Origin of the sequence: Pseudomonas sp. DCB_AW (assembly GCF_026240895.1) — a bacterium.
In the GTDB taxonomy this organism is placed as follows: Bacteria; Pseudomonadota; Gammaproteobacteria; order Pseudomonadales; family Pseudomonadaceae; genus Aquipseudomonas; species Aquipseudomonas kermanshahensis.
The window spans coordinates 1-16392 of sequence record NZ_JAPFCE010000095.1; the positions used below are offsets into that span (position 1 = coordinate 1).

Annotated in this window: 18 protein-coding genes; 1 reads left to right on the forward strand and 17 read right to left on the reverse strand. The window is 64.2% G+C overall.

Going from position 1 to position 16392, the window contains the following annotated elements; genetic code table 11:
- On the forward strand, positions 1–1172 hold a 1172-nt coding region (locus OO306_RS26130), incomplete at its 5' end, for an aldehyde dehydrogenase (RefSeq protein ID WP_265970251.1).
- A gap of 75 nt (positions 1173–1247) precedes the next feature.
- Here OO306_RS26130 and OO306_RS26135 read toward each other — a convergent pair.
- The 17 genes from OO306_RS26135 to OO306_RS26215 form a co-directional block, all read right to left on the reverse strand.
- Complete coding sequence (locus OO306_RS26135; RefSeq protein WP_265970252.1) at positions 1248–2060, reverse strand: RHS repeat-associated core domain-containing protein; 813 nt, start codon at positions 2058–2060, stop codon at positions 1248–1250.
- A 243-nt stretch (positions 2061–2303) separates the two neighbouring features.
- Positions 2304–3599, reverse strand: a complete 1296-nt coding sequence (locus OO306_RS26140) for an NAD(P)/FAD-dependent oxidoreductase (protein WP_265970253.1) — start codon at positions 3597–3599, stop codon at positions 2304–2306.
- Positions 3592–4269 carry a peptidase S8 and S53 subtilisin kexin sedolisin gene (locus OO306_RS26145; RefSeq protein WP_265970254.1) on the reverse strand — a complete coding sequence of 226 codons (678 nt, stop codon included), beginning with the start codon at positions 4267–4269 and terminating at the stop codon, positions 3592–3594. The genes OO306_RS26140 and OO306_RS26145 overlap by 8 nt, the downstream gene beginning before the upstream one ends.
- Positions 4259–5992 (reverse strand): ABC transporter ATP-binding protein, encoded by a 1734-nt coding sequence (locus OO306_RS26150; protein WP_265970255.1) that lies wholly within the window; start codon positions 5990–5992, stop codon positions 4259–4261. Before OO306_RS26150 ends, OO306_RS26145 begins: the two co-directional genes overlap by 11 nt.
- Position 5993: 1 nt before the next feature.
- Positions 5994–7904: a sigma-54-dependent Fis family transcriptional regulator gene (locus OO306_RS26155; protein ID WP_265970256.1), complete on the reverse strand. Its 1911-nt coding sequence runs from the start codon at positions 7902–7904 to the stop codon at positions 5994–5996.
- 495 nt (positions 7905–8399) lie between these two features.
- Entirely contained in the window at positions 8400–9251 is an 852-nt protein-coding gene (locus tag OO306_RS26160; RefSeq protein WP_027593460.1) for a CsgG/HfaB family protein, read from the reverse strand.
- A gap of 34 nt (positions 9252–9285) precedes the next feature.
- Positions 9286–9699 carry a curli assembly protein CsgF gene (locus OO306_RS26165; protein ID WP_027593461.1) on the reverse strand — a complete coding sequence of 138 codons (414 nt, stop codon included), beginning with the start codon at positions 9697–9699 and terminating at the stop codon, positions 9286–9288.
- Positions 9696–10097, reverse strand: coding sequence for a curli production assembly/transport protein CsgE (gene csgE, locus OO306_RS26170; RefSeq protein WP_265970257.1), 402 nt, complete (start codon positions 10095–10097; stop codon positions 9696–9698). The genes OO306_RS26165 and csgE overlap by 4 nt, the downstream gene beginning before the upstream one ends.
- Entirely contained in the window at positions 10094–10621 is a 528-nt protein-coding gene (locus OO306_RS26175; RefSeq protein ID WP_027593463.1) for a type II secretion system protein, read from the reverse strand. Before OO306_RS26175 ends, csgE begins: the two co-directional genes overlap by 4 nt.
- A complete protein-coding gene (locus OO306_RS26180; RefSeq protein ID WP_085272959.1) occupies positions 10596–10970 on the reverse strand; it encodes a type II secretion system protein in 375 nt (124 codons plus the stop codon). The genes OO306_RS26175 and OO306_RS26180 overlap by 26 nt, the downstream gene beginning before the upstream one ends.
- A 5-nt stretch (positions 10971–10975) precedes the next feature.
- The gene (locus OO306_RS26185; protein WP_265970258.1) at positions 10976–11449 is read right to left on the reverse strand and encodes a type II secretion system protein; all 474 of its coding nucleotides are present in this window, start codon (positions 11447–11449) and stop codon (positions 10976–10978) included.
- Positions 11446–13311 (reverse strand): secretin N-terminal domain-containing protein, encoded by a 1866-nt coding sequence (locus tag OO306_RS26190; RefSeq protein ID WP_027593466.1) that lies wholly within the window; start codon positions 13309–13311, stop codon positions 11446–11448. Before OO306_RS26190 ends, OO306_RS26185 begins: the two co-directional genes overlap by 4 nt.
- Positions 13308–13817 (reverse strand): hypothetical protein, encoded by a 510-nt coding sequence (locus tag OO306_RS26195; protein WP_265970259.1) that lies wholly within the window; start codon positions 13815–13817, stop codon positions 13308–13310. Before OO306_RS26195 ends, OO306_RS26190 begins: the two co-directional genes overlap by 4 nt.
- Positions 13817–14380, reverse strand: a complete 564-nt coding sequence (pilO, locus tag OO306_RS26200; RefSeq protein WP_027593468.1) for a type 4a pilus biogenesis protein PilO — start codon at positions 14378–14380, stop codon at positions 13817–13819. The genes OO306_RS26195 and pilO overlap by 1 nt, the downstream gene beginning before the upstream one ends.
- On the reverse strand, positions 14367–14909 hold the full coding sequence (locus OO306_RS26205; RefSeq protein ID WP_099429181.1) for a pilus assembly protein: 543 nt from the start codon (positions 14907–14909) through the stop codon (positions 14367–14369). Before OO306_RS26205 ends, pilO begins: the two co-directional genes overlap by 14 nt.
- 1 nt (position 14910) lies before the next feature.
- Positions 14911–15705: a hypothetical protein gene (locus tag OO306_RS26210; RefSeq protein WP_265970260.1), complete on the reverse strand. Its 795-nt coding sequence runs from the start codon at positions 15703–15705 to the stop codon at positions 14911–14913.
- On the reverse strand, positions 15686–16392 hold a 707-nt coding region (locus OO306_RS26215; RefSeq protein WP_265970261.1), incomplete at its 5' end, for a GspE/PulE family protein. The genes OO306_RS26210 and OO306_RS26215, both read right to left, overlap by 20 nt.

A 16392-nucleotide genomic window follows, 5' to 3' on the forward strand; every position in this document is an offset into this window, starting at 1 on the left:
ACGGCAAGAGCGCCGCAGTGGCCAAGGTCATGGACGTGCAACTGGCCATCGACTTCCTGCGCTACATGGCCGGCTGGGCCACCAAGATCGAGGGTAGCACCGTCGAAACCTCGATGCCTTTGATGCCCAACGACCAGTTCCACGGCTTTGTCCGCCGCGAGGCGGTAGGCGTGGTAGGTGCCATCGTCGCCTGGAACTTCCCGCTGCTGCTGGCCTGCTGGAAGCTGGGCCCAGCCTTGGCCACGGGCTGCACCGTGGTGCTCAAACCGGCCGACGAGACCCCTCTGACCGCACTGAAACTGGCCGAGCTGATCGAGGAAGCCGGCTACCCGGCAGGCGTGTTCAACGTGATCACCGGCACCGGCCTGAATGCCGGCGCAGCCCTGAGCCGCCACCCCGGCGTCGATAAACTGACCTTCACCGGCTCTACCGAGGTCGGCAAGCTGATCGGCAAAGCGGCCATGGACAACATGACCCGCGTGACACTGGAGCTGGGCGGCAAGTCGCCGACCATCGTCATGCCCGACGCCAACCTGCAGGAAGCCGCTGCCGGCGCTGCCACGGCTATCTTCTTCAACCAGGGCCAAGTGTGCTGCGCAGGCTCCCGGCTGTATGTGCACCGCAAGCACTTCGACAACGTGGTCGCCGACATCGCCGGTATCGCCAATGGCATGAAGCTAGGCAGCGGGCTGGACCCTTCGGTACAGATGGGCCCGTTGATCTCGGCCAAGCAGCAGGACCGGGTCACCGGCTACATCGAACTCGGCCGCGAGCTGGGCGCGACCATTGCCTGCGGCGGCGAAGGTTTCGGGCCGGGTTACTTCGTCAAGCCAACGGTGATCGTCGATGTCGACCAGCGTCATCGCCTGGTGCAGGAAGAAATCTTCGGGCCGGTGCTGGTGGCGATGCCCTTCGATGACCTCGACGAAGTGATTGGCATGGCCAACGACAACCCCTACGGGCTAGGGGCGAGTATCTGGTCGAACGACCTGGGGGCGGTGCACCGGATGATCCCGCGGATCAAGTCGGGCTCGGTGTGGGTCAACTGCCACAGCGCCCTGGACCCGGCCCTGCCATTCGGTGGCTACAAGATGTCCGGCGTCGGCCGCGAGATGGGCGCGGCGGCCATCGAGCATTACACCGAACTCAAGTCGGTACTGATCAAACTCTGATCATCAGCCTGTAACAGTGACAATGCTGTTACAGGCGATGCTCTCCTGACATGCTAGTAGCCGAAAAATAAACCCCTAGTTACTGGCCCTCGACGCTCCTCCTGATTTTTCGAAGCTGCGCACAGCCTTAGTAACGTGTGCAAGTCTATCACTTGCAGCCTTAATCCTTGATTGACCACGAACTCTCATATGGGCCCTGACATAAGCCGGATAGCTATTGAAAGGAATTCCTGGCATCCCCTTGTTTTTATTTATAACCAAGGCTGCAACGAGGTGCACCGGGTCAGTCTTGCTCACCGTACGAGAATGCGCTGTTTTGAATGCCTCGTAGCGCCTCACACCCTCACCCCATTGTTCCTCTGGGAATCCAGGATTGGTCCACTTTGCTTTAGAAATTGACTGTACTTGTCCAACCTGGGCATTGCGAGTGGAAGAGCTTGAAGAAGCTGATGCAACAACATGACTAGGATCATGAGACTGACCTGATGTATCCATGGCTTCAGAGCCTTGGAATGATCCCGCATAAACGATAACGCTAGCGCGCTTCCGCTGTGCAGTCACGATCACACTTTGGCGGGGAGGTGCTGGGGGGTCGTCAAACTGAGACAACGGCCCATTGCGCCTGGTTAAAACGCTGAACTTCATATTTCCATCGATGTCCATGTAGTTGACAGGGTCGCCACCACAATATGCATAAGTGTGCAGTCCCCCCACACCAAATGGGCTGTATGGGTCGGGTGAGATGAAACGCATCAGGGTCGGGCTGAACGCTCGAACTCCATTTCCTAACAGATAGCAGTTGGACAAACGATCATGCACCTGTCCATTAAAAGCCAAAACACCTATACAAGGAGAAAAAACGGAGCACCCATAAACAGAGTAGTTCATACACCCTCCTCATAGTACCAACTCGCCAGCAACCAAACTGATGCATCGTGTTTTCCATCAGCCAAAGAAAGTCCCCCGAAAAATGCCATGAGTCAACCTGAAGCTAAACTTAAGCCTTATTCGAAAGCTGGAGCCAATTGCGTTATCACGACACACCTGAAAATCAATCATGACCGTAACACATTGCACATACAAGCATGCCGAAGGCGGTCATCACAACTATCAAAACTAACAGGCGCCAAGCTACATAGGCTTTGATATACTCATCAACCATTTCTGTAATAGAATTCGTTCAGAAGTAGAATAGCCCTCTAATACCTTCTGGATACTTTTGCCTCCCTTGAGTGCTCGCACCACCGGCGCCAACTCCACGTTTTGCAAATGCCAAATTCCCAAAGGCTGATCCGCCGTTACAACCACTTCGGCCTCATCCACCAGTCCACCACGCAATACCGGCCTGCGTTCAATTTGCACCGCCTTCCAGCCCACCTTCAGATGCGACAGCTGCGCATCCGGCCATGCCCGACGGCGTTCCCAGAATGGCTGCCCAGCGCGTTTTAGCTCCTGCCCGTAGAAGTCCCGCCCGATGCGGGCAAAGCGCAAAAAAAGCTGCTCGATCCGCTGTTGGTGGAACTGCTTGGCCAGTGCCGCACGCTCAGGCCGGCGCAGTAGGGTATTGATCACCACAGGCGCCTGCAGCGCCGACGACAGCGACTGGAAAATCCCATTCCCCGATAGTGGGTCAACCGCCATCGCAGCATCCCCCACCCGTATCCAGTCATCCCCCACGCATTCGCCGGCCAGTATCGCGGTACTGCTACGGGCATGTACCTGTGCAGGTTCCATCGCCTGCGCCCCGAACAATTCGGCCACTAACGCCGAGTCACGGCGCCGTGTGGCGCAGTACTCAGGCAGGGCGGCCTTGGTCGGCACCCCTTGGGCATCGAGGGTAATCTGCCAATAACAGCGCCCATCGGCCAACCTGGCCATCCAGGCCCAGCCGTCATCCAGGCTTTCCACCGCCGAAGCCGGTGCGCCAGGGGCGTCATGCCAGACGTTGAGCAAACTGATCGTCTCAGGTCCGCGCATGCGGTCAGCTGCCAACGGTGCCTGGCGCCCACGGGCCTCAACCAGAAATTCAGCCTGCAGCATTTGCCCATCGTCCAGACGCACCTGATGACCCTCGGCACGCGCCACCTCACGGATGCGCCCTTCAACCAGCGTCACTCCCGCTCGTGCAAGGTCAGCACGCAAGGCACGGTCGAAGCGTTGCCGGTCGAGCAGAAACTCTTGGTTCATCTGCAGGTGCTCGCCATTCCAGCGCACCTGACGTGTCGCTGGCATCGCCGCCTCGCTCAGGGCCCGGCCCAGGCCCGCGTGCCGCAGACCTTCCAGCACCCGCTGCGAAACGCCTTCCACGGCAGCAAAGCGGCGCCAGTCGGACACCACCGTGACCAGGTAGCCCAGGCGGCGCAGGCCGATTGCCGTGGCGGCACCCGCGGGGCCGGCACCCAGCACCACGATGTGCGGCTCACTCATCCTCGGCACCTCGCCGCTCAGGGCCGCTGAATGCGGCATGGGCACGCAGCCAGTCGAACACCTGCTGCCGCCCCAGGCCGGGCCGCTCACGCAATAACGCTGCAACGCGCCCGCTCAGCGCAGCACAACCCAGGCTTGCCCCTGCCAGGCCACCGGCGCCGACATGGCCACCGAAGTCCGCCTGTGCAGTGCCCAGCCAGGACCACTGCCCCGGTGCACAACGCGCATCGCCGGTCATGCGAATCACGCCCGGGTAACTGGCCGGGTACACCGCCCCACCCTGCGCCGGGCTGGAGGCGCACAGCAGCACGCCAGCCGCCTGGGCCTCGGCGCAGGCGTGGTGCAGCACGGGCCGGTCCTGCAGCAGGCCGAGGCTGAGGTTGATCAGCGTCGCCCCCTCTTCCACCAGCCATAACAATGCGGCGGCCACCTGCAACGCACTGGTGCTCGCCTGCGCAGAAAACACCTGGGCCAGCAACAGCGGCACCGGGCCAGATTCACGCAGCAGGCCAGCGACTACGGCACTGCCGTGGCCTAGTTGGTCGGGCAACGCTTCGCCTTCGCGCAGTTGGCCTTCCTCAAGCCAGAAGCGTCGTGCGCCCAGCAAATCCAGTGCTTGGGCCGACGTGCAACCGCTGTCGATGACCCCGACACGCAACTCATTGCCCATGCTTGATAGCCTCCTGGGGCAACACCTTCAGTTGCCCATCATGCAGGTGCAAATGCAAGTCGGCATCGGCGAGGGTCGAGGCTCGGTGGCTGATCAGAATGCGCGTGCGCCCGGCAAACAGCTGGTCGATGGCCGCGATCACTTCGCGCTCGGTCGCTTCGTCTACCGCCGACGTGGCCTCGTCCAGCACCAGGATCGCAGGGGCCTGCAACACCGCGCGGGCAATGGCGATACGTTGCTTCTGCCCGCCAGACAGCTGCTGGCCACGCTCGCCCAACAGCCCGTCCAGCCCCAACGGCAGGCTTTCGACCAGGCTGTCCAGGCGCGCCAGGCGCACCACCCGCTCAAGCTCGGCACGGCTGGCTTCGGGCACCCCGTAGGCAAGGTTCTGCGCCAGGGTGCCACGGAACAGCACGATGTCCTGGCTGACCACGGCAATGCGCCGACGCAGCGCCGCCAGGTCGAGTTCGCGCAGGTCGGTGCCATCCAGCAGGATGCGCCCGGCGTCCGGGTCGTAGAACCGTTGCAACAGATCGATCAAGGTCGACTTGCCGACCCCAGAGGCGCCGCTGATGGCGACCTTCAGGCCACCCGGCACGCAGATATTCACGTCGCTCAGCACCGCGCCTTGGCGCCCGTCATGGGCGAAGTGCAAGGCCTCCAGGCGCAATTCACCTGGCCCGTCTGGTATCGGCTGTGGCGTGTCCGCCTGACGCACGGCAACGGCTTCTTGCTTAAGCTCCATTACCCGGCCCAAGCTCACGGCCATGCGCTGCACCGCCACATACAAGCCCAACAGGCTTTGCACCGGCCCGACTGCCATGCCCATGTAGGTGGAAAACGCGATCAGCGCGCCCAGTTGCCAGGTACCTTGGATCACCCACCAGCCGCCTACCAAAAAGGCGCAGGCGCGGCACCAGGAGGTCAGCGTGCCGGGTATAGCCTGGGTAAAGAACTCGGTCACCTGCACCTTGAGCAACTGGCTCATGTAGCCCTGGCCCAACTGGTCCAAGCGCCCGGCTTCCCGACCCTGCTGGCCCGCGGCCTGAATGAACTTCATGGCCGGCAGCGTCTCGACCAGAAACGACGACACATCGGCCGAGCGCTCACGCAAGCTGCGCACCTCGCGCTCGACCTTGCGCCGCATCCAGCGCAACCACAGCACCTCGATCGGGATCAACAGCACCAGCAACAGCGACAGCTGCCAAGACAACATCAGCATCAAGGCCACCGCCCCCATCAGCCCGATCGCGGCAGACACCGCTGAAAACAGCGAGTCCACAGCAAAGCGCTGGATTTCGGCGACGTCGCCATCCAGCCGCGAAAGGATATCGCCGATGCGCCGCCGCCCGTAAAAGGTCGGCGACAACTGTTGCAGGTGGCGGTAAAGGTCATCTCGCAGCGCGAACAGAATACGCCCGGACAATCGCGTATGCAGGTAGCGGTTGACCCCGGCCAGCACGGTGCCCAGTACGCCCGCGGTGATCATGATCGCCGCCATGTGCCAGAGGGTCTGGTAGTCCTTGGCCAACAGGCCTTCGTCGATCAGTGTCTTGACCAGCCAGGGTTGCGCCAGGGCCAGCAGCGACGCGCCCAAGGACAAGCCCAGCAGCACACCGATGGCGCGTCGATGGGGGCGGACGAAACCATACAGCCAGGCCAACGCCTGACGCATGAGGACAGGGTCGCTGGTCTCTACCAGCCTTGCGAACAAACCACCCATGTCAGCTACGCAACTGCTTGAGCTTGCGGTACAGCGTTGCCCGGCTGATACCCAGGGCCTCGGCGGCTGCCGAGACGTTGCCCTGGTGGCGGCCCAGGGCGCTGCGAATCAGCTCCAGTTCATTGTCCTTGAGGCTGCCGGACGGCGTCGTGCCGCTGGCCAGTTCATCGAGCAGGCAATCGGTGAGGTGATCGAGGGTCAGCACCTGCTCACCGTCCTCACGCATGGCCAGCGCGGTGCGCACGACCATCTCCAGCTGGCGGATGTTGCCTGGCCAGTCGAAGCCTTCGAGCAAGGCGCTGAGTGCCGGGTCCAGGGTCACGCCCTTGGCGCCGGACTTGTCCAGCAGCCCTTGGATGATCCCGGCCAGGTCGTCACGCTCGCGCAGGGCCGGCAGGCGCAGCGAGACGCCATTGACCCGGTAATAGAGGTCTTCGCGAAAATGCTGTTCAAGCACCAGGCGTTTGAGGTCGCGGTGGGTGGCGCAGATCAGCGCCACGTCGATGTCCTGCTCGTCACCCGCGCCCAGCGGCGCCACGCGGCGCTCTTGCAGCACCCGCAACAGCCTGGCCTGCAGGGCCAGCGGCATGTCGCCGATCTCGTCGAGGAACAGCGTGCCGCCATGGGCCTGCATCAGCCGCCCGACCATGCCGCCACGGCGTGAGCCGGTGAACGCCCCATCGCGGTAGCCAAACAGTTCGGATTCGATCAGCCCTTCGGGAATGGCCGCGCAGTTGACCGCCACGAACGGCTTGTCGGCCCGCGGGCTGGCCTGGTGCAAGGCCCGGGCGACGACTTCCTTGCCGGTGCCGGTCTCACCCAGCAGCAACACCGGCAGGCCATTGCCCAGGCCCTGGCGGGCCATGCGCAGGTTGCGCGCCAGGCGTGGGTCGCCACCGGCCAGTGCATCGAGCGCGGGTGACGTGTTGGCCAGCGCCGGCTTGCTCACCGCCACGCTGCCGTTCAGCTGGCCGTGACGTGGCAGTTGCAACGCGCGGAAGAAGAACTCGCCCTTGGCCGTCTGCACACTGCTGACACCGCCCTGCCACAGCCGGGCGATGAAGGCTGGCGAGCGCTCGCCGAGCAGGTCGCTGCTACGCCGGCCAATGAGGTCCTGGCGCGGCACCTGCAACAATTGGCATGCACTGTCGTTGGCCGCCAGCACTTCGCCGTCCAGGCTCAATGCCAATAGACCGTGCCAGGCACTGTTGAGGTACTGCGGGCGGCTATGGAAGGCCAGCACCAGTTGCTCGGGGTGGCACAGGCCGAACAGCCGGCCTTCGATGTTGCCGGCTGCCAGCATCAGCGTCGACAGGCTGTCCTGCGGTTGCGCCATCACGCCTTCGCGGGTGATGTCGAGCACACCGATCACCTCGCCCCGCGGGTCACGCAGCGGCACCGAGGTGCAAGAGAACGGGCTGAGGCGATCGAGGTAGTGTTCGCCACAGTTGATCAAGGTCGGCCGCCCTTCTACCACGGCCGTGCCGATGGCATTGGTGCCACGCAGGGATTCGCTCCAGCAACTGCCTGGGTGCAGGTCACGTAGGCCTTCGCGGCTGAGCACGTGGGTTTGGCCTTCGATGGCCAGCACGTTGGCCTGGGCATCACCGAGGATGATGATGCCCGCCTTGCCCTGGCGCGAGACCAGGTAATCCAGCTCGGGGGTGACGGCATCGACCAGTAAGCGGTTGCGCTCCAACAGCATGCGCAGGTCATGGCCTTGCTCCAGGCCCAGGCCGACCTGCTCGCCTTGCAGGCAGTCCAGGCCATGGCCCAGGCTGCGGCGCCAGGACGCGTCGATTTCATCGCGCAGCATGCCCAATGGCAGCTCGCCTTCGCTGGCCAGCTTGAGCCGGGCCTGGCGGGATTCGTGTAGCGGGTTTTGGGCGTTTGTTATTAGTTGTCGCGCCATTTTCTACTCCGGCTGCGCCCCGCAAGTGGCGGGGTACAGGCTTGGGAATTTTTCGCAGTGTGCGGGAGAAAAGGCTGGGCGTCATCTGGTTGATGGGTTGGGGTATGGCTGGAAGTGCATGGCTTGGGTTTTGTGTGCGGGCAGAGATCGAGCGCCGCCCGCGCGGCGCTTCGCGGGGCAAGCCCGCTCCCACATCTGTTTCGGGCCAGTCACTCCAGTGAGCTCACCTCTGTCCGCTGTATTTACCAATCCAATATCGAGGGTAGCGCTGCGGTCCTTCATCTATCTCCAGCCATGCACCCAGGGGGCCGCGCGCCATAGGTACAGGAGTAGCTGGCCCGAAACAGATGTGGGAGCGGGCTTGCCCCGCGAAGCGCCGCGCGGGCGGCGCTCGATCTCACAGGCGCCAAACCTCTGTCGGCGAATAGCTTGATCTCAAAGGCTACGCAGTACCTGTGGGAGCGGGTTCACCCGCGAAAGGGCCCTCGAGGTGAATCACGGCTGCTGATACTGACTCAGGTACTTGTCCACCGTCGCCTTGCCATCCCCCGCATCCCCCGCCACCTGCCACAACCGCCGCTCGATCCCCTGCGCCAGCAAATGCCCCACCGCCGCCTCGATCGCCGACAGCACGCACAGCTGCGCCGGCTCATTGGTGGTGTACCCCACCTCCGCCTCCAGCAACTTCTTGAACTCGATGAACTTGAACACCCCGGCACTGCGCCCAACCGAGTAGATGGTTTTGCTGGTCATGACGTTGGCCAGCACCTGCCCGGTGCGCACATCGACTGCGCGCAGGTTCACGGTCACCTGGTCGACGCGGTACTCGCGGGAGATGTCTATGCCTAAGTAACGCGCCCCTTCCCCGCCACTGCGCACGTTGGTGTCATAGGCGATGATGCCGCCTTCGAGCATCAGGTTGGCGGCCTGCAGCGGCGGCAGTTCACCCATGATGTTCTCTGCAACATCCGGCTTCTTCTGCGAGGCGCGGATGATCTTGCGTTCGGTCAACAGGTTCTGCAGGCCTTCACGCTCCAGCACCACGAACCAGCCACTGGCGCTCAGGGCGTCCATCAGCATGCTCGCCGCGCCTTGGGTGACGCTGGTCGAGAACGAACTGGCCGGGGTGGGTTTGTACTGCCCGGTCTGGTCGCGGAAGCCATACACCACCGCCATCAGCCGGCCTTTAGGGCGTGGCATGTTGATCAGGTCGTAATAGGTCGAGGCGCGCGGGGTCAGGGTCGGGGTTTCCGAGTCCTGTTCGGCCGACATGGGTTCGCGCAGGCTGCAACCACTTTGCAGGCCAAGGGCGGTGAGGATCAGCAGCGTGCTCAGCAGACGTTTCATGGTGTTCTCTCCCCAACATAAATGCCTTTCCCTCTCAGGGGTTCAGGCCGCTGACCTCAATGATCGAAATTTCTCCTGTGGCGCGGTCGGTGACCTTGATGCTCAGCGCCCCTGAATCGTCGATAACGTCGATCAGGAAGGCATCGGTGGCCATGCTTCCGGTGCTGCCATTGCTGATGTTGTCCAGCAGCTGCGACAACATCCGCGACTCCAGCTGGTTGCTGAAGCGCTCCAGGGCCGAGGTGCCCGAGAAGGCAGACGCACGGTCCTTGAGGTCGGGGTCGTCGTAGTCGTTCTGCGCCTGGGCGTTGTTCAGCAACCAGGTGCCGTTGAGCGGGTTGCCGCCGAAGGCCGGGTTGACCGGGGTGTACACCAGCTCGGTGGCCTGGGCAGCACAGGCGCTGGCCAGCAGGCAGGCGGCGATGCAACGGGGAATGCGGGTTTTCATAGCTCGTCCCTCTCCAGATCGGTGTGGTCCTGCAGCAGGCGTTGCAACTTGCGTTGGATGATCTGCTGCTTGACCAGGTCGGCGGCCGCGACGGCCTCTTCTTTGAGTTCCGTGGTGTTGGGTGGCAGGAAGCGGCGGTACATCACGTCGCGCTCGAACTCCACGGTGATCAGGCTGCCCCAGCGGGCATCCGGGCGTTCGCGCACTACCAGGTTGAAGTCCAGCCGGCTGGTGGCACGCAGGCGGTCGGCGAAGTAGTAGTAAAAATCGTGGCCGATGTGCGAGATGGTGTTGTCGACGATAAAGCCCATCATCTCGTCCTCTTCAGCCGCCTTCAGCGCGCTGCTCAGCGAGCTCGCCAGCAACAGGCTCAGGCACAGCACAGCCAGGCGGTTCATGGCGTGTCTCCCGGGCCGGCATGGGGCTGGGCACCGTTGGGGCTGTCGGCGAACGCCTGCTCGGCGACGAACTGCCAGTCGCTGTAGTGCTCCAGCCCTTCGAAACCCGACCACTCGGCGGCAAAGCCACTGCGTTTGAACGGGGTGGCGTCCGAGCGGCTGTGCACGCCGGTGATGCGGCCGTCGATCGAGCGCAGCAGGCCCCAGTCGTCGCTGTTGGTGATCGGGTCCGGGTAGAGCCTGCGGATGTGCCGCTTGGCCTCGGGGAAGCGGTTGTCCTGCAACAGGTCGGCCAGGTCCTGGGGGTACTGGGCCAGCCCCGGCGATGCGCGGTAGTAACTGCGCAGGGCTTGGGCGTACTGGCTGCCGACCCACAGCAACTGGCGCTCGTGGTCGCGCTGGGCGGCACTCGACCAGACCGTCCCGGTAGCGGCCAGGGCCACGCTGCTGACCGCGATCAGCAGCAGCACGCCCAAGTAGGTGAAGCCGGCACAGGCCTTACCATTCAGCATAGAGGCTGCCATCACGCGCCCTCCCTGTAGCGCCGCTTTTGATGTCGGCCACGCCACCGGCCACACCTTCTGGCGGTGGCACCAGTTGCCAGGCATCGCTGCGTTCGGTGATCGGATCCACCGGGGTGTTGCGCAGGTAGCGCAGCTCGACCAGTTGCTCAAGCGAATCGGGGTAGTGCCCGGTGTCGCCGTAGAAGTGGTCCAGCGACTCGCGCAGCACTGCCAGGCTCTGGCGCAGGGTGGCCTCGCGGGAGCTCTCCAGGCTGTTGAAGTAGCGCGGCATGGCGATGGTCATCAGCGTGGCGATAATCGCCATCACCACCAGCAGTTCGATCAGGGTGAAGCCTCGGCTGCGTTTCATGGCCGTCACCATTGCCCATAGGGGATATTGTTGAGGCCTTTGCCACGGGCCTTGGAATACACGTCGAAGACGTCTTCGCCTTCCCGTGGGCTGTCGGGGCTGCTGTCGTAGGCACGCAGGCCCCAGGCCCCGTCATCGTCCTCCTTGGCCGCCAGCAGCGGGTCGTGGGGGATACGCCGCAGGAAGTAGAACTTGGCCCCCTTGGCACTGCGCACATCACGCACCCCGTCGACCAGCACCTGCAGGTTGGGCGGGTAGCCGCTGGCATCCAGGCGTTTTTCGATGTAGCCGGCGTCAAAGGCGCGCTTGTAGGCATCGATGGCATCGCGGATCTGGTACAGCGCCTCGCGCAGTTGCTGCTCCTTGCCGCGGCGCACCACCGTTTCGGTCAGCGGCGCGGCCATGCTGGCGAGCAGCCCGAGCAGTGCCAGGGTCAGCACCACCTCGATCAGGCTGAAGCCTTGCATGCGGCGTTTCATGGGCGTGGGCTCCCGTTGGCAGGCACCACGGCCATTTGGCTTTCCACTACCGGCGTGTCACCGGACGGCGTATTGCCCGGTACATCGGTTGGCGGCAGCGGTGCCATCTGGCGGACTTGCAGGCTCGACTCGGTGCCGGTGGCAAACTCCATGTCCGACGGGCTCTGGTACGGCAGGTTGCGCACGATGCGCGGGGTGATCGCCAGCACCAGTTCGGACTTGCTCATGTCGTCCTTGTTGCTGCCGAACAGCCGGCCCAGGCCGGGGATGTCGCCCAGGCCGGGGATCTTGTTGCCGCTGGCGTTGTGGTCGTTACGCACCAGCCCGGCCAGTACCTGGGTTTCGCCGTCGTGCAGGCGCAGGCTGGTCTGGGCGTTGCGGGTATCGACCTGAACCGGAATGGTGCCCTGGCGCGTGGCCTCCAGTGGGGTGGCGTTGCTGACCTCCAGTGCAATCTTGATCGCCACTTCGTTGTTCAGGTGCACGGTAGGCTGCACTTCAAGCTTCAGGCCCACGTCCAGGTAGGTAACGCTTTCGGTGATCACTGGGCCCTGGGTCGACGGCACCGAGGTGGCGCTGATGATCGGCACCCGCTGGCCGATGTGTATGCGTGCCTGCTCGCGGTTGCTGACGCGGATCACCGGGCTTGCCAGGGTGTTGATGTCCTTGTCCTGGGCGTTGATCTTGGCTTGTGGGGCCGGCGAGATACTGATGCGGCTGGAGTCGATGCCGCGCAACTGGTCCAGCACGCTGACCGGTTTGCCGTCGGAGGTCAGCACGCCGAAGGTGTTGGGCCATTGCAGGCCGAGGTCGAGGATGCGCGAGGTGGCCACCTCCATAACCTCCACTTCCAGCACCACTTCGGGGTTGGACTGGTCCTGGGACTGCAACAGCTTCTCGGCCATGCGCACTGCGTCGGGGCTGTCGCGCATGGTCAAGGTGTTGAGGCGCTCGTCGACGAACACATCGCGGGTCTTGAGCATGGTCTTGACCATGTTCAGCGCCGTGTTGGCGTCGATGCTGGTCAGGTAGAAGGTGCGCATGACCAGTTCCTGGTAGTCCTTGGCCTTTTGCGGCGAGTCGGGGTAGATCATCAGGGTGTTGTCGTTGACGATCTTCTGGCGCAACTGGTTCTGCTCCAGCAGCAGGGCTACGGCGTCCTCGATGCGGACGTCGCGGACGAAGATGGTGGCCTTCATGTCCGGGCGCAGGTCTTTGTCGAAGATGAAGTTGATGCCAGCGACCTGGGACAGCACTTCGAAGATGGTCTTCAGGTTGGCATCACGAAATTCCAGGGTGACCGGGCGCTCCAGCTTGCTACGCAGCTGCGGGAAGGGCTGCGCGGTGCGTGCCTGGACGTTCTCGATGTCGCTGCGCAGGGTCATGCCCTTCTGGTTCTGCGGGTCCAGGCGCAGCACTTCGCGCATGTAGCGCTCGGCACCGAACAGGTCGCCCTGGCGCAGGGCCGCCTGGCCGAGCGCGACACGTTCGTCGAGGGTGCGGATCAGCTCCAGTTGACGGATGCCTTCCTGGGCGCGGCGGTTGTTGGGCTCGATGCTCAGCACCCGGCCGTAGCCCATGCGCGCACCGGCAAAGTCGTGGCGGATACGGTCGCTGTCGGCCTGGCTCAACAGTGCCTCGACTGCCGCCTGGCGGCCATGGGCCAGGGCGATGTTCAGTTCGGTGTCGCGCGGGTCTTCACGCAGGGCCTCTTCCAGGCGCGCGATGCCGGCTTCGTACTGCCCCTCCTTCATCAGTTCTGCGCTGTCTTCGCGTACCGCACTGGAGCCGCAGCCGGCGATGGCCACGCACAGCGCCAACAGCAGGAACGGAGCAGGCTTGCACAGCTTCGATGACTTCATGGTGCGCTCCCAACAGACAAGGTCTGCGACTGATGCAAAGGCAGGTAGACCAGGCTCAGCTCGTTGGCCGAGACCCGGTCGAGGCGGTAGGTGTCTTCGATGACGTCGCCCTGGCGCACGACGTAGAGTTTTTCGCCGCTCTGCAGAAACACCTGCAGGTCGTCGCGATCGCCCAGGCGGCCGACGAACTGGAAGGGCAACGCCGGTGCCGTGGGTGCGGCAACCACCATGGGTGCGGCGATGATCGGTTGTTCGGTGACGGTGGCCAGGGCCTTGGGTTTGGTCCAGCGCTGGCTCGGGAACAGGTCGGTGGAGGCCTGTTCTGGCCTATTCGCGGGCAAGCCCGCTCCCACCGGTTCCATAGGCACCCCCGAACCTGTGGGAGCCGGCTTGCCGGCGATTGGGGCGTCCTCGACTTGCTGGCCAAACCAATGCCCAGGCGCCCACGCCAGCGCGGCAGAAAGCCCAAAAAACCCGAGCCAGACCAACCCACGTTGAGTATTCATCACGACCTCGACAGGTAGAGGGTCATGCGCAGGCGGGCGTTGAGCTCGCTGTCGCCGATGCGTTTGCGTTGCAGCTCAAGGTCTTCCAGCACCAAGGTCGGCAGCTGGCCAAGCAGGCCCTTGAGGAAGCCACGGATCTGCGGGTAACTGCCGCGGACCGGCAGCACGATCTGGTAGCGCGCCAACTGGGTTTTCGGGTCGATGCCCAGGGCGTACTCGCCGCGTGCCAGGCTGATGTGCTCGGCACTGGCCAGGTGATACAGCCGCTCGATCAGTTCGCTGGCCTGCGGCTGACCGGGCAGTTGCTGACGCAGGGTGTCGAGGGCCTGCTGCTCGGGCTTGACCGCGATTTTCAGCTCACCGCGCTGCACCCGCCCCACTTGCACACTGGCGTCTGCCTCGCTGGCCCGCAGTTCGCGCACGCTTTGCCATTGCGGCAATACGCCGGCCACTGCCACGCCGACCACCAGCAGGCCAACGGCAACGGCGGCCAGGCCCACCGGGCCGATACGGCGCAGGTGCTCCTGAATGATCAGGCTGCTAAGCGGTTCAGGGGCGCGCATGGCCGGTCTCCCAGGTGGCGGTCAGGGTGAAACGCACCGGGTGCTCCGGCTGGCTCACCATCACCTCGTGATTGAGCAACGAAACATCGCTGAGCTCGGCACTGGCCTCCAGGCGCTGGTGGTACTGCAGCATCGCCTCCAGGTTGCGCGCCTCGGCGGCAATGCGGACCTGGCCCTTGCGAGCGTCCGGGGTCAGGCCAAGCAGCGCCACATCGTCCTGCGGCAGTGCTTCGAGCATGGCGAACAGTTGCTGCCAGGGCCGTTGCAGCTGCTGCGAGACATTGCGCATCTGCGCCAGGCGCTCGGCCTGCTCGCGGCTGGCTGCACTGCTTTGCGGCGCAGCGGTGGCTGGGCGCCGGCCCAGTTGCAGCTCCAGGCTGTGCAGGCGGCCTTCGAGGTCGACTTGCTCGCCCTGCAGGTGGTGTTGCAGCAGCACCAGTGCGGCCACCCCTGCACAGCCCAGGGCCAGCAGCGACCAAGCCAAGGCGCCATTGCGGCGGGGCTGGAATTCCAAGTCGAGGCGGCGCATGTCAGGCCACCGCCCGCCACATGGCGCACAGGGGGTCGGCTTCGCTGGCCGGCTGGCACAGCTGCACCGCTGCCAGTTGCGGCACGTCGCCGCGGCCGGGCGCATGCAGGTAGACCCGTGGCAAATGCTCGCCGTATAGCTCGCAGGTACGCTCAATCAACGCTTGCAGGGCCTGGTCGGTATCGGCACAGCCTTGCGCCAGCACCTGCTGCCAGGCACCGCCAGCAGCCAGCAACAGCACGCTGCGGCGCGGCTCGGCGAGGACGAACAGGAAGTCGCCTTGTGCCATCTGCGCCGAACAACGGTTGTAGGCCGCCATCAGGTACGGCTGCACCGAGCGCAGGCTCAGGCGGCTTTCCCGGCCCAGCGCCTGCAGCCGTTGCATCAAGGCCTCGGGCAATGCCGTGGCAATGCGTGCGGCACCTGCCGGCTCCGGCGAGAGGACGATGCGCCAGTCACCCAGCGACTGGCCGTAGAGGTTCTCGAAGCAGGCCCGCGCATAAGCATCCAGCTCGCGTGGGTGGCCAATGGCATCGCTCCACGGCACCAGGCAGAAGCGGCTGTAGCGGGCCGACAGCAACACCCGCAATTGGGCGCCGCGTACGGCGTGCTCGGCCAGCAGTGCGCCCAGCGCCTCGACGGCAGCTTCCCAGGCCGGTTGGGCGGCGTCGCAGCTGAATTCGCGGCTGCCCAGCCACTGGTGCTGATTGCCTTTCCAGCAACCCAGGCCAACACCCTCGGCGCCGAGCACGGCACAGTATTTATGAGCAGCACGATCACGCAATGAATGTGACACGGTTGATCTCCTCAAGGGTGGTGCGGCCGTCACGGACCAGGTCCAGGGCCGAGGCCCGCAGCAAGCGCAGGCCGCGCTGGCAGGCGAGTGTCTTGATCTGCGACAAGGGGCGGCGTTCGACGATCATCTGCCGCAGGTCATCGTCCAGGTGCAGCAGCTCGGCGATGGCGCTGCGGCCGCGATACCCGCTGCCACGGCACTGGCCACAGCCCTGGGCGCGGACGAACGTCCAGCCAGCGACGGCGGCGCGGGTCAGGCCCGAGGCCAGCAGGGTTTCATCGTCCACTTCGCAGGCGCTGGCGCAGTGCGGGCAGGCCAGGCGGATCAGGCGCTGGGCCAGGATGGCATTGAGCGCCGAGACGAAGCTGTAGGGGTCGACCTGCATCTGGCTGAAGCGGCCGATCACATCGAAGACGTTGTTGGCGTGGATGGTGGTGAACACCAGGTGCCCGGTCAGGGCCGACTGCACGGCGATCTGTGCTGTGTCCGGGTCGCGGATCTCGCCGACCAGGATCTTGTCCGGGTCGTGGCGCAGGATCGAGCGCAGGCCGCGGGCAAAGGTCAGGCCCTTCTTCTCGTTGACTGGGATCTGCAACACGCCGGGCAGTTGATATTCGACCGGGTCTTCGATAGTGATGATCTTGTCAACGCCGTGGTTGATCTCGCTGATCATGGCGTACAGGGTGG